9 protein-coding genes are annotated in these 13,518 nt (G+C 33.2%); 4 read left to right on the plus strand and 5 right to left on the minus strand.

Features of this window, described 5'->3' with window-relative positions; translation table 11 throughout:
* Positions 1-49: 49 nt before the first annotated feature.
* Complete coding sequence (locus CLJU_RS02355) at positions 50-430, minus strand: hypothetical protein (RefSeq protein ID WP_013237163.1); 381 nt, start codon at positions 428-430, stop codon at positions 50-52.
* Positions 431-456: 26 nt separating this feature from the next.
* A complete protein-coding gene (locus CLJU_RS02360; RefSeq protein ID WP_013237164.1) occupies positions 457-897 on the minus strand; it encodes a cell wall hydrolase in 441 nt (146 codons plus the stop codon).
* A gap of 184 nt (positions 898-1,081) precedes the next feature.
* Between CLJU_RS02360 and CLJU_RS02365 the strand changes: the two genes are divergently transcribed.
* The 3 genes from CLJU_RS02365 to CLJU_RS02375 all read left to right on the plus strand — a co-directional run bounded on the left by CLJU_RS02365 (position 1,082) and on the right by CLJU_RS02375 (position 7,534).
* Complete coding sequence (locus tag CLJU_RS02365; protein WP_013237165.1) at positions 1,082-2,137, plus strand: cell wall-binding repeat-containing protein; 1,056 nt, start codon at positions 1,082-1,084, stop codon at positions 2,135-2,137.
* 714 nt (positions 2,138-2,851) lie between these two features.
* A complete protein-coding gene (locus tag CLJU_RS02370) occupies positions 2,852-6,439 on the plus strand; it encodes a cell wall-binding repeat-containing protein (RefSeq protein ID WP_013237166.1) in 3,588 nt (1,195 codons plus the stop codon).
* Between the two features lie 669 nt (positions 6,440-7,108).
* Positions 7,109-7,534, plus strand: coding sequence for a hypothetical protein (locus CLJU_RS02375; protein WP_013237167.1), 426 nt, complete (start codon positions 7,109-7,111; stop codon positions 7,532-7,534).
* Positions 7,535-7,567: 33 nt separating this feature from the next.
* Here the strand turns inward: CLJU_RS02375 and safA are convergent, their stop codons facing one another.
* Positions 7,568-8,179, minus strand: a complete 612-nt coding sequence (gene safA, locus CLJU_RS02380) for a SafA/ExsA family spore coat assembly protein (protein ID WP_013237168.1) — start codon at positions 8,177-8,179, stop codon at positions 7,568-7,570.
* A gap of 123 nt (positions 8,180-8,302) precedes the next feature.
* On the opposite strand from safA, the gene CLJU_RS02385 reads away from it, so the two are divergent.
* Entirely contained in the window at positions 8,303-8,995 is a 693-nt protein-coding gene (locus tag CLJU_RS02385) for a metallophosphoesterase family protein (protein WP_013237169.1), read from the plus strand.
* A 59-nt stretch (positions 8,996-9,054) separates the two neighbouring features.
* Here the strand turns inward: CLJU_RS02385 and CLJU_RS02390 are convergent, their stop codons facing one another.
* Together CLJU_RS02390 and CLJU_RS02395 are read right to left on the minus strand one after the other, a co-directional pair.
* On the minus strand, positions 9,055-12,117 hold the full coding sequence (locus CLJU_RS02390) for an insulinase family protein (protein WP_013237170.1): 3,063 nt from the start codon (positions 12,115-12,117) through the stop codon (positions 9,055-9,057).
* 205 nt (positions 12,118-12,322) lie between these two features.
* Positions 12,323-13,282, minus strand: coding sequence for a helix-turn-helix transcriptional regulator (locus CLJU_RS02395; RefSeq protein WP_013237171.1), 960 nt, complete (start codon positions 13,280-13,282; stop codon positions 12,323-12,325).
* Positions 13,283-13,518: the final 236 nt, after the last annotated feature.

Below are 13,518 nucleotides of genomic sequence, written 5' to 3' on the forward strand. Positions count from 1 at the left end.
CTCTTTATTTTTTACACTAAAAAATTGTGAACTGTGAATTGAAGAAATTCTAGTCAAAAATAGTCACAAATTTTACAGAATATATGTCTGCTAGCTCTCTTGTATTTGTCTCTTCATTTCTTATTATTATATAGCTAATTCCCACACTGTCCAATGTTCCTGCACGATCCTGGAGTGTTCCTGTACCCAAAAGGAAAGTTACTCTTACTCTTTTACCTATTTGGGTTCTTAAGTAACCTTGAGTGTAATTAGTGTCCTGCTGTACTGGAGAACCTGGAGCCATTTCAAAAGGACTAGGGGATGGCGTTGGTGGAGGAGATGGCATTGGTGTTTGTCGAATTTCATCACTGGAGTCAAATTCAGGCATTTCTGGTTCGGGTTCAGGAGTCATGGGCATAGTTCTAAAGTAATTGGGATAATTTGAAATCATTAAAATACCTCCATATTTATTAATAATCAAGTTTTAGCATATAGTTCTGTTGGATTGTAAAAGCAGTGATTTCCTACTTTTACTTGAAAACTTCCTGTGCCAGTGTAAGGGAAAGTCCACGGGCATGGGGCAAAGGGATTGAAGTACCAGAGAGAGTAGCCTGCAGTAAATAATCTGTTGCCTGCAAGTGCCCAGTCTGCTATGTCATAGTGTATTTCTTCAGGCACTGTTGACCAGATATTTTGAGGATTGGGAGCGCCCCCTAGTTCAGTACGCATACAGTCAAATTGTCCTTTTTGATAAAGTACTTTTCTAAGGTCGCCTTGACCAATTCTCTGATATTCCCCATAGGGAACTCTAACTCTATTCATAATGGTAGTTGCCACTGCTTTCATACCATTTTCCCCTTCACCACCTGCTTCACATTTTATAATCCTAGCCAGCAGCTCTCTATATGAAAATGCCATGATTTCACCTCGTATATTTTGCTTACAATATTAGTGTATTTAAAAAGGCACTAAAAAGTTACAACCAGTATTTAGGAATAGTAATATATCTGCCAAAAAGTTTTATATTGTCTATAAAAAAAGCTGCTATTGTTATATAATTAATTTATATATGTTAATAATTAATTGAAGGAGAGGTAAACTAATGTTGAAAAAGAGAAGGTTTTTAAGCCCTATATTGACTGCCCTTGTACTATCAGTCACTTTAGGCACTGCAAATGTACAAGCTGCTACAGTAAAGAGAACAGATGGTGGGACCGGAGGAAGAATAGGTACTGCCAATAAAGTAGCTTTAGATTTGTTTAGTAAATCTCAAAATGTAATATTGGTAAATGGATACGGATATGCAGATGCAGTAAGTGCTACGCCGCTTGCAAAGCAGCTTAATGCCCCAATACTTTTAACTCATGGAGATACTTTGGAATCTGAAGTTGATTCAACTATAAGCAGTTTGGGAGCAACAAAGGTATATATAGTTGGAGGTACAGGAGTTGTATCTACAGATGTAGAGAATACTTTAAAAAATAAATATGATGTAGAACGTATAGCTGGTGTTACAGACAATACTAGAATGGGAACTAATGCGGAAGTTGCAAAAAAAGTTCTTAGTATGAGCAATCAGAAAAATGCAATACTGGTAAATGGACAGGATGGATATGCAGATTCACTTTCAGTAGCTTCAATTGCAGCTCAAAAGGGATATCCTGTATTGTTTGCATCTAAAACTCAAGTAGCACCTATAGTTAAAGATGTAATAACTTCCAAAGGATTAACTATACAAGCAGTAGGTGGTAGTGGGGTTTTACCACAAGATGTAGTAACTTCCGTAGGTGGAACTAAAGTTACAAGCGATGCAGATTGTGCCAATAGATTTGCTACAAACTTAGCTGTTCTAAATTACTTTAAAAATAATGGTGGTTTGGATTTCAGTACTATATATGTAGCAGCAGGTGGAGCGGCAGAAGATCAATTTGCAGATGCCCTTGTAGCATCCGCTGCAGCAGCAAAAACTGGTTCACCAGTTATTTTAACAGGTTTAGGAGCAGGACAGTCACAGGTAATAGATGCTAATAGTTATATATTTGCAAATGCTAAGGATAATTCAAATGTAGTAATAGTTGGTGGAACAGATGTTGTTTCCCAGGACATACAAAATACTCTTCAAAGCACTGATGATTTGCAAATCATAGGAATTGAGTAAAAAAGAGCCTTTGGGCTCTTTTTTTTATATAGGCATTTATTTATAAACATGGTCATTTGTATAGTAAATGACTATGTTTATTTGTATTTGAACCCTGAACCTTTTTTAGAAACCTTCACTCAAAAAAGTTGTGAACTGTGAATTGTGAATTATAAATTGAAAAAAAGGATTTTTATAGATTGTGTAGAATAATATATAAGTGCTAGAAGTATAATTAAACGAGATTATTAATTTCCAAACATATAATAGGAATATATTTCCCATATAGCCGTAAATTACTACGACATAAAGTATGGAAAAACTAGAAATGATGTTGTATAATTGAATCATATCTTATTAATAGTAATTCATAAATCCTTTATCATAAGGTGTAAACCGTAGAAATTATGGATTTATTATGATATAATAGAGGATGAATTTGTTACTATTGTTATATAAGTATTAAAATTTTATGAAAAATCGCGTAAGATTGCACAAAATTAGTAGAATGTGTAGTTTATATGTGGTATAATAAGGTCTGTTTCATAAATGTTGACCAAGCAGTATAAGTGTAAAGGAATGGGATTGTAAAAGAATGCATACATAATTGTAAAAATTACTTAAATAGCACTTAACCGCATGGAAATACATTTTAAGAAAGTATATATTTAAAATATATATATATATATAAAGAATTTTAATTAAAATTCACTTAATCGAGGAGGGTATTACAATATGAGTAAGAAAAGTACAAAGGCACTTGCAAGTGCTACACTTATGTCCTTAGTGTTAACTACAGCTTTATCAGCAGGTCCTGTTAAAGCAGCATCACAAGTACAGCCAACAAGGGTAAGTGGTGGAGACAGATATGCAACAGCTGCAAAGGTTGCTACAACAAACTGGACAACTTCAGACAGTGTTGTATTAGTATCAGGTGAAGGATATGCAGATGCAGTAAGTGCTTCCGCATTAGCTAAAAAATTAAACGCACCTATACTTTTAACTACAGGAAATACACTTAACTCAGATGCACAAAGTGCATTAAACACATTAAAGCCAAAGAATGTATATGTTATTGGAGGAACTGCTTCAATTTCACAGAGCATAAGAGATGGTCTTAAAGCTAACTATACTTTAACAGAGTTAGGCGGACAAAACAGATATGAAACTAACATAGCAGTAGCTAAAGAATTAGTTACATTAGGAGTTAGCCCTAGCAACGTTATGGTAGTTGGTGGACAAGGATTTGCAGATGCACTTTCTGTAGCACCAGTAGCAGCAGCAAAGGGACAAATCTTATTATTAGCAAATAATGATCAAGCTTCATCTCAAGGAGCAATTGATTTTGTAAAAGACAATAAGTCAACAGCTACAATTGTTGGAACTTCAAATGTTATAAGCGATGCAATAAAGAATGCTTTTGGATCAACAGCAACTAGAGTAAATGGTGGATCAAGCAGATTTGACACTAACTTAGCTGTATTAAAGGCATTCAGCAGTGATTTAAAGGCTGACAAATTATATATAGCAAACGCAAGCGCAGCAGATCCAGATAATCTTTATGCAGATGCATTAGTTGCTTCCGCAGTAGCTGGAAAATATACTGCACCATTAGTATTAGTTGACAAAGATGGTACAGATGCAACTAATAATGCTGTAGCTTATATTAAGAGTGAAAATGCAAAGGAAATAGATGTAATAGGTGGAACAAGCGTTGTTCCTGATTCAATAATCAGCGAAATTACTGGAACTCCAGTTGGTCCTGTCGATCCAGAAGTTTCTTCTGTAAGTGATGTTGATTTAAATCAAGTTAAAGTTGTATTCAATCAGGAAGTTGATTCAGATACAGCTGAGGAAGTATCTAACTATAAAATTGATAATGTACAGTTAAATAATAAAGGAACAAAAGATGGTGGTGGTACTGCGGATGCAAATAGTGCAAAAGCAACACTCCAGGATGATAACAAGACAGTTTTAATTACTCTTGCAAAATCAAAGAAACAAGGGGATAACTTAGATTTAACGGTAAAAAAAGGAATATTGTCTAGTGATAAGTCTACCACTATTCCTGAGTGCACTCAAAAAGTAAGCTTTAATGATACTACAGCTCCTACAATATCCTCAGTACAAGCTAGAGGAAATAATAAATTAACAGTTGAGTTTTCAGAACCAGTTAATTTTTCAAGTACGAGCGTAAGTCAAATAGCAAGTAAGTTTAAAATAAATGGTAAAAATATAACTAGTTTTGGATTAGATACAAGTATAAGCAAAATTGATGACTATGTTACAGGAATAAATGCTGGAGAAGTTTGGGCAAATAAGATTGAGTTTTATTTTACATCATCACTTCCAACAGGAAATAATACACTAGAGGTATCAGATGGTGACCAAGCTAGTAATGGTGTTACAGGGAAATTATCCGATGTTGCTGGATTTCCATTTAAAGATTCTACACAGAATTTCAATGTTGATACTTTAACCACTGCACCACAAATTACAAGCATAACTGCAGAAGATAGTGGAAAAATATATATTAATTTTGATAGACCAATGGATGCTAAAACAGCTACTGATGTATCTAATTATGGAATAAATGGCGATAATAATAATCCGCCAGCTAATTCTGTAGAGCTTAAGAAAGATGATACTCAAGTTAAAATAAGCAATGTTACACTTAAAACAGGTTCAAATACAGTATATATTGATAATAATGTAAAAGATGCATATGGAAATTATATTCCTGATGATACAAGAAAAGATGTTACTTTAACTCAAGATACTGTTAAGCCTGCTGTATCATCAGTAGCTACATTAGATGATAAGACGATTCGTGTTAAATACAATAAGGATATAAACATTCAGTCAGGTAAAAATACATCTAATTACAAAATAAAAGATAACAGTGGTACTGATATATCTAGCCAAATAGGAAATAGTGATGGAACAATTACTGTACCAGGTGGGTCATCTAGTGATACTTCAGCAAGTGTATTTGACATTCATATGGCAAATAAGTTAAGTGATTCTAAGTATAGTATAACAATTAAAAATATTAGAGATATAGCATCAACACCAAATACTATGCCTGATTACACTACTACGTTTGATGGATATGGTGATGTAGCACCAACTGTCACAGGAGCATACAAAGCAGCTGCTGGAGAAGACCCACAAAGAAAAGTTGTTGTATATTTTAATAAAGAAATGGATTCAAGTTCAATAGATGATGTTTCTAACTATAAATTTAAGGATAATTCCTCAGATGCTGATTTTATAGCATTACCAAGTGGAACTACTATTTCAGCAGGCTCTAATAATAAGAGTGCTACTATAAAATTCCCAAGTAGTTATACAACTAACCTTAGTGATCCTGCTAGTAATGAGAATAAAATTAAGGAATTAGCAGTAGTTGGGGTTAAAGATGTTAATGGTAATGCTTTAAGTGTATCTTATCAATCAGGTACATTGGCAGTAAATACTAACCTTCCTACTATTGATTCTAAATCAGTTTCATTCGATTATGATGGAAATGATTTAACAGTTAAATTTAAATATATAGGTACTAATGTAGATGGCAGTACTTATACTGATACTATAGATAAGTTAGATTATACGGACTTCAGAGTAAATGGTGTAGAGCCAAGCACAGGATCACTTAGTGGAGATAATGTAGTATTAAGATTTACTAAAAATGATCCTATAGTTGCTGCTACTGATACTGGATATGGTTATGCAGGACGTGATACAACTAAAATTAATGCTGTTAAATATGCAGGATTAGGTGCAAAAATTACTACAGTTTCTACTAATACAATAGATGTGGCTGGTCAATCAATAGCTTCAATGACTGTTGCAGGTGGTACTGCTGTTGTTGCTTATGATTATAATGCTGCACCAAAGACTATAGCTAAGGATTGGAGAACAGGTGTTGTTGGTGATACTAATGATAATCTTACTGGTGTTGGTACTGCTGGTGATGGATTTATTGATGTTACGTTTGATACCCCAATTGATCCTCAGAGTGGAATAAGTAAGGATGGTTTTACATTCACATCAAATGTTGATGGCCAACCTTTGAAGGCTAAGGCAGTATATGTTAGTGGCAATACTATTAGATTTACTTTTGATACTAGTGCTGACAATGTTTCTAAAGATATGTATCAAAAGTACTTCAAAACTGGTAGCGTATTTACAGTAAATGCTAAGGATACAGTTACAGTTAGAACAATACAAGATCAAGATGATAATTATGCTACTTATAAACCATCAAGTGATGATATAAATATTAGAACAATTAATTTCGATGGAGTTGGTACTAACTAATCTTACTTAATATATGTAAATAAGGTAAAGAGGACAGGTATTACTTGTTCTCTTTACTAAATAAATGAACGGATAAAATTGTACTGACATATCTTAAAATGTCTTTAAGTCATAAAAATTGCTGGGTCCTACTCTGGCTGAAAAATTAAATAGTCAAATCAATATGGAGAGTATCCCTTGAGGGTATTCTCTTTTTTGTAGCAAATATCTGATAAAGATCTTATATTATATTTTAGAGGTTGAAATATAAAATTATAGATGTCATAATATAAAAACAGTATCCTTATTGTCGGTGAGAAACTTGGATAATGAAACAAAGCAAATGTTTCAATTTGTTTTGGAAAAATTAGATAATATGGGAAAAAGACAAGATGAAATATATTAGGTAAAAGAAAAGAAAAACTAATTAATTCGGATAGAATACTTTCTTATTTCATTCAGAGCGGAAAGAGAGAATTATATAGAATGTACGTGGAAAGTGCAATAAGGTGACAGAAATTTTGGTGAAGTATAAATCCCACTAGGGTGACAGGTGATAGTTTAGATATGGATGCATAAATTTAAACGACTATATGGAATAGTATAACAATTTCTGATAACATATATGATATAATATATATTAAACATATATTATTTGATGTTTATTTTGAAAAAAGAAGGCTTTGATATATGAAAAATTACATTAATATTTTATCTTTAAATAATGAAGTTAACAGAAATAGGGTATCGAATGCTGTGTCAAAATCAAATGGAGAATCTTTTGCTAATATTTTTAACAGAGCTATTAAGTGCAATACTTGTTCATCTAATATTTGTTCTGTTGAAGAATTGAATGAAAGTTTAAAGGAAGACTTAGACAAAAGAGTTGACGTTGCTGTTGAAAGATTGGCAGGTTTCTTTGGAATTGGAAAACATTTAATGGCTGCTATATTGAAGTACTTGCATATAGATCCTAAAGATTTACTTGATCCAGCTAGAAAACAAGATATAGTAGATACTTTATCGAAACAATTTGGATTAAATAAACATAAATCTGATGCTCTTTATAATTTAATAAGTGATTTAGGAATAAGTGCCTGCCGCCAAGCGGGATAAAAATATTCCAATGCGGTGACAGGCATCTATTGCTTAATAGGACTTTATAAATTGCTGGGTCCAATAACATGTTCCATTAGAATTTTTAGCGAGACCAACTCCTATTTGATTAAAACTTGGGTTTAAAATATTGGATCTATGTCCTGGAGAGTTCATCCAGGAATTCATTACCTCCTGTGCAGTTCTTTGTCCCATGGCAATATTTTCGCCAGCAGCAGTAAATTTTATGCCGAAATTTTGCATCATGGTAAAAGGTGAACCGTAGGTAGGAGATGTGTGGTCAAAATATCCTTTGTTAGCCATATCTTGAGATTTGTATCTGGCCACTCTTGATAGTTCCCAATTTGTTGTAAATGGTTGTAATCCTGCATTTACTCTTGCTTGATTTACCAGGCTTATAACTTGATTTTCCATTGTTTTCACATCTATATTTGGAATAGATATCTTTTGTCCTGGTATTATCATGGCAGGATTTGCAATCTGCGGATTGGCAGATATGAGCTCACTTATTCCCACTTGGTTTTTTACTGCAATTTTCCACATGGTATCTCCAGATACTACGGTATAAGTTGACGATTGTGCGTGAACTGCGCCTGTAGACAATACAAAACATAATATCAAACTTGATAAAAAACTTTTTTTCAATGAAATCACCTCAGTATATTTTGTGATAGATATAAAAATTTATCCCACTAGGTGCCTGGCACCGAGCGGGACATTTACAACCCCATTCGGTGCCAGGCACCAAAGAGAAAGGAATGATGAACTATGAAGATAGCAATTATTTCCGATATACACGGAAATCTGGAAGCACTTAAAGCAGCACTTTGTGATATAGAAAAAAAAAGCATTGACACTATCATATGTCTTGGAGACTTGGTAGGATATGGACCTTATCCTAATGAAGTAATTCAGCTTGTAAGAGAAAAGCACATATTAAATATACTTGGCAACTACGATGCAGCAGTGCTTGAGAAAAAATTTAATTACATAAGAGACAATGAAGTCAATAAATTTTGTATGCCTTGGGCGGCAGAAGAACTATCAGAGGAAAACAGGGATTATTTAAACTCACTTCCTGGAGAAATAGTACTTAATTTTGGAAGTAAAAAATTTCATTTTGTACATGGAAGCAATAGATCCATAAACGAATATTTAAAGGAAAATTCAAAAGAAGCAGAAGAAGCAATGGATGTGCTAGAAGAAGATGTTCTAATATGTGCTCACACCCATATTCCTTATAGAAAGAAGTATGGTGATAAAATTCTCTTAAATGATGGAAGTATTGGAAAACCTAAGATAGGCAGACCTAATGGAACTTATCTCATAATGGAACCGGGCGAGGATGTAAAAAGTTCTATTGTAGAATTTACTTATGACTATGAAAAAACAGTGAAGGCCATGGAGAAAGAAGGCATACACAGAGCCTGCATAAAAAATATAAAAACTGGAATAGAATAAATTGGTGCCAGGCACCGAGTGGGACATTTACAACCCCATTCGATGCCAGGCACCTTAGTTTATTTCTGCATATCTATAATCTCATTAAATAATTGTTTGTTTTGTTCAATCTTATCTGCGGAACCTTCTGCAAAGTATATATTTTGTTTTAGAACTTGATCCAGCATATTTCCATAATTTCTTATATCATCTGGTGTAGTTGAAAGTGCCTCTTTCTCATAGTTCAAAAGATCATTTACAGAAGAATTTGTAAGATACATTGAATCACAAAGAGAACTTTCCTCGAGAGGTCCACTGGATTTTAAATTTACAAAACTTTTAATAGCTCCTATGATGTAATTTGTCATTTCGCTGTCTGTTGCCTGAAAGTTTTTAAGGTAGTTTACCGTACCTTGAAAGGCGTCTAATGTCTCTTTAAGGTTTGGATCTCTCATTGATGCAAGTATAACTTCACCATTAGGTGATAATGCAGATTGGACTCCATAGGCGCCGCCGGTTGTTCTTACCTTATTCCAAAGATATCCGTTGTCTAATACGTTTTGCAGTACCATCATCTTTCCACTATAGGTATAGCCAGCTTTTTTAAAATCTCCAACCTGTATTATTGTTTGTACTTTTGCAGTAGAAGAAAAAGCTGTATTTTTATCAGGCTGTGCAAAAGTATATTTTTGCTGTGGAAGTACCTGAGAATTAATTTTAGGACTTATACTACTTAACTCATTTTTAAATGTTTCAGAAGTATTTTCATTTCCACTATAAGTTGCTATAAGATCATCTCTGTTAAATGCAAGTTTGCGTATATCATTTAGGTTTTTAGAGATCTCATCCCATTTTGAATCAAAGTTGCTGTCCAAGTCTTGCAAGAACTTATAATAGGAAAGTCCTGTAAGCTCTTCACTGTATCTTCCACTTTCACTCATATAGGAACTCATTCGCATAATTGCAGCTGCACCTGATCCTGAAGTCAAAGTTGCCTGTAGGGCTGACTTATTTTGCTCAATAATTTGTTTTATTCTCTGCTTATTGGTAAACTGGCTGTCATTTATAATTTCTTCAGTTAAATCAAGAGATTTTGAAATATTCTCGTCAGGTGCTAATAGAGATACAGTTAGTTTAGGACTATAATTATTTGGATCCTTGTTGCTTGATACTGCTGAAGGTGTAAAAGAAATAGTGCTTCCTACATACTGCAGCATTTCATTTGAAAGCTGATCATAACTATGTTCCTTAGTATCTACATTTCCAAGCAAAGATGAAAGTAGGCTCAAATAATGTAATTTATCTTGTGGAACCTTTGACGTATCAAAGTAAAGGCTTATGTTTGAAAGCCCATTTAAATCTGCATTATGGGTAAGAACTTTCATACCTGATTGACTTTCAACCTTATAGCTTAAATTTGGTAATTCGGGTTTGATATCCTTAAGTGAAAGCTTTGGTAAAGTTTCCAGTGCTTCTTTTGAATCCCCACTTTTTTGCCATGCATTAAAATCCTGGGTATTTTTTAAAAGTGAATTAACACCTGTTTCTCCTATTTGATTTTTATAATCTGCAAGTTTTTTAGCCGTAGCTTCAGTAGTCTTACTTTCAAGACCGGCTTCAGGCTTTAATACAACCATTGAGTGATAGTTGTTTGAAATCAGGTACTTGTCAATTAAACTTGTAAAATATTTATTGGAATCCGATTTCTTTATCTTTTCCATTATGTCACTTGTATCAAAGTACATGGTAGGATCTTTATCATATACCCATGTGGACAATGCAGTCTGGGATAATACAAGACCGTTTCCACCAAGCATAGGTGTTGTAAGTTTTTCAGATCGATCGCTTATGTCATAGGACTCAAGGGCAGATTTAAGAAAATCTTTATCAAATCCATTTTTTGAAATATTCTTTAGAGTATCAAAAATAGTTTTTTCAAAAACTTCTTTTGAAGATTCATCAGAATTAGTTGCATTAATTGAAAATACTGGCTGAATACCATTCATACTAAATGAAGAACTTACATTTTCTGCAATACCCTTTTCTGTAAGTGCTTTTTTAAGAGGAGCATTGTCTGTTCCCATAAGTAAATAATTCAAAAATGTTAATGCTGTATTTGTTTCCTTATCGCCTATATCGCCTGTAACAAAATTTAAAGAGAGATAAGTTTTCTTTTTTGTGTCTCCATCTTTAGGAACAGGATAAGAAGCTATTTTATCAGGAATATTAGACAATGATTTTTCGGCCTTAACGGAAGTATCTACATTAACTTTGTCAAATTTGCTTAAGTAATTTTGATCAATATATTGAAGATATTGTCCTATATCTAATTTACCATATAAATATATGTAGCTGTTTGATGGTGTATAGTTTTTCTTGTAAGTTGAAATTAACTGATCTCTTGTAAGAGAAGGAATATTCTCTGGATTTCCACCTGAATCCCACTTATAAGAAGTATCAGGAAACAGTGATTGATTTACTGCATTACGTAAAAGCCACTGAGGATTTGAATAGTCACCCTTCATTTCATTATACACAACACCGTTAATTGAAAGAGCTGAGTCCTTAGATGGTAGATCATACCTCCAACCTTCCTGCTTAAATATATTAGGATCAGTAGTAACATTTGGGAGAAATACTGCATCCAAATATACTCCCATAAGGTTTTTAAGATCCTGCTCATTCGTACTTGCTGCAGGAAATGTAGTATAATCAGCACCTGTCATGGCATTGATGAAAGAACCCAAGGAGCTCTTAAGCATTTGCTGAAATGGAGATTTTACAGGATAATTTTTGGAGCCATCAAGAACTGAGTGTTCAATAATATGATTTACACCACTGTTGTCTGAAGTAGGGGTGCGAAAACTGATATCAAAAACTCTCTGGGTATCATCGTTTTTAAGATACATTAGTTTTGCACCTGTTTTTACATGAGTAAACTGCATAACAGTAGAATTAACTTTTGGCATATCCTTCACTGAAGTAAGTTGGAATCCATAATAGGTCTTTCCAATCTCGTTACAGCTTGTAACATTTGTATCTGCTGCATAGGCAGTTTCATTAGAAAATGCCACATTACAAGAAGAAAACAGCATGAAAAATGCTACAATAACAGTTGTTGCTTTTTTCAAAGATATTTTCATTATACATGTCCCCCCGTATTATATTTTATGTCTATACTATAGACGATTCACCAATTATTTCCTATAGTGTTAATGCTATTATATATTCTTTTAAAGAAAATTTATTAATTTTATAAATTATTTATAATTTGTTCACAATTATAATAAATGAAGCAGTGCCATTTTAAAATTAAGGGGAACAAGCATAATTTGCAGCCGGTAAACCTTAAAGTTCTGCTATTATATTTCCCATTTCAGTAAGATCATATCCGCCTATTCCTAGGAGTTCTGATTTAAATTGATTTGAACGGAGTATTTCAAGTATTGAGTTAAAGGGAGCTTTATTTATGTCTTCCTTCTTCATTACCAATTCATATCTTTCTTTTTGAATAGGTATAAAATCCACATTATTAACTTGAAGGGCTGTTTTTTCATTTCCGAGTCCTACATCAGCATCACCCCTAGCCACAGTACTAGCTATTTCTAGGTGAGAAAAATGTTCTTTTGCATAACCTTTTATATCACTACCACTTATGTTTAATAATCTAAGATGCTCATCTAAGAGGATTCTTGTACCACAGCCTTTTTCCCTATTTATCATAGTAATATCAGGTCTCTTTAAATCCTCAAAACCTTTAAATTTTTTAGGATTACCTTTGGCTACATAAAAGCCTTGCATTCTGCAAGCAAGATGAATTATTACAGTTGGAATTCCGGGAATTAATCTTCTTACAAAGGGTATATTATATTGATCGGAATCACCATCCCAAAGATGAGCGGTGGCTACCTGTATTTTTCCCATATAAAGTGATAAAAGTCCACTGTAACTTCCTACGTAGGAGCGGAAAGTTCTAGTACCGGGGCAGCGAATTTCTATGTACCTGGATAAAATATCGAGAAGTACATCCTGTCCGCATATTATAAAGCCTCCATTTGTATTATCTCTTGTAGGATAAAAAATATCAGGAGAAGATAGATCATTTTCTTTAACATCACTGGATTCATTTTGTGTAGTGTGTTTTGTCTTATTTTTATAATTTTCTACATCATTTAAATCAACTCTAATTTTTTTGCCAACTTTATAGCCGTTTAATTCTCCTCTTTTAATCAATTCATATACTGTATTTTTAGCTATTTTTAGCATATCGGCAACTTCCTGTGGAGTTAAGGTCGTATTTTCTAACATAAATTATCCTTCCTTTCAATGGTGCCTGTCACCATAGTGGGATATTTTTGCCCCCATTCGGTGCCTGTCACCTTATACAAACATTATATAATATAACTACATATTAAAGAAGTAAAATTAATTGGGAAGAGTTATATAACATAGTATAAACAAATATAGCATAAATGATAAGTTATTGACAACAATCAGTGGGTAATTATTAAAATCATAATTTTTATGCTTATATTTTAAAATGT

The sequence above is a fragment of the Clostridium ljungdahlii DSM 13528 genome, assembly GCF_000143685.1.
GTDB lineage: Bacteria > Bacillota > Clostridia > Clostridiales > Clostridiaceae > Clostridium_B > Clostridium_B ljungdahlii.

What these genes read in the sequence shown, in the direction of transcription:
- CLJU_RS02355 (WP_013237163.1), bottom strand. Translation starts at nt 430, where the DNA reads ATGATTTCAAATTATCCCAATTACTTTAGAACTATGCCCATGACTCCT.
- CLJU_RS02360 (WP_013237164.1), bottom strand. Translation starts at nt 897, where the DNA reads ATGGCATTTTCATATAGAGAGCTGCTGGCTAGGATTATAAAATGTGAA.
- CLJU_RS02365 (WP_013237165.1), top strand. Translation starts at nt 1,082, where the DNA reads ATGTTGAAAAAGAGAAGGTTTTTAAGCCCTATATTGACTGCCCTTGTA.
- CLJU_RS02370 (WP_013237166.1), top strand. Translation starts at nt 2,852, where the DNA reads ATGAGTAAGAAAAGTACAAAGGCACTTGCAAGTGCTACACTTATGTCC.
- CLJU_RS02375 (WP_013237167.1), top strand. Translation starts at nt 7,109, where the DNA reads ATGAAAAATTACATTAATATTTTATCTTTAAATAATGAAGTTAACAGA.
- CLJU_RS02385 (WP_013237169.1), top strand. Translation starts at nt 8,303, where the DNA reads ATGAAGATAGCAATTATTTCCGATATACACGGAAATCTGGAAGCACTT.
- CLJU_RS02390 (WP_013237170.1), bottom strand. Translation starts at nt 12,117, where the DNA reads ATGAAAATATCTTTGAAAAAAGCAACAACTGTTATTGTAGCATTTTTC.
- CLJU_RS02395 (WP_013237171.1), bottom strand. Translation starts at nt 13,282, where the DNA reads ATGTTAGAAAATACGACCTTAACTCCACAGGAAGTTGCCGATATGCTA.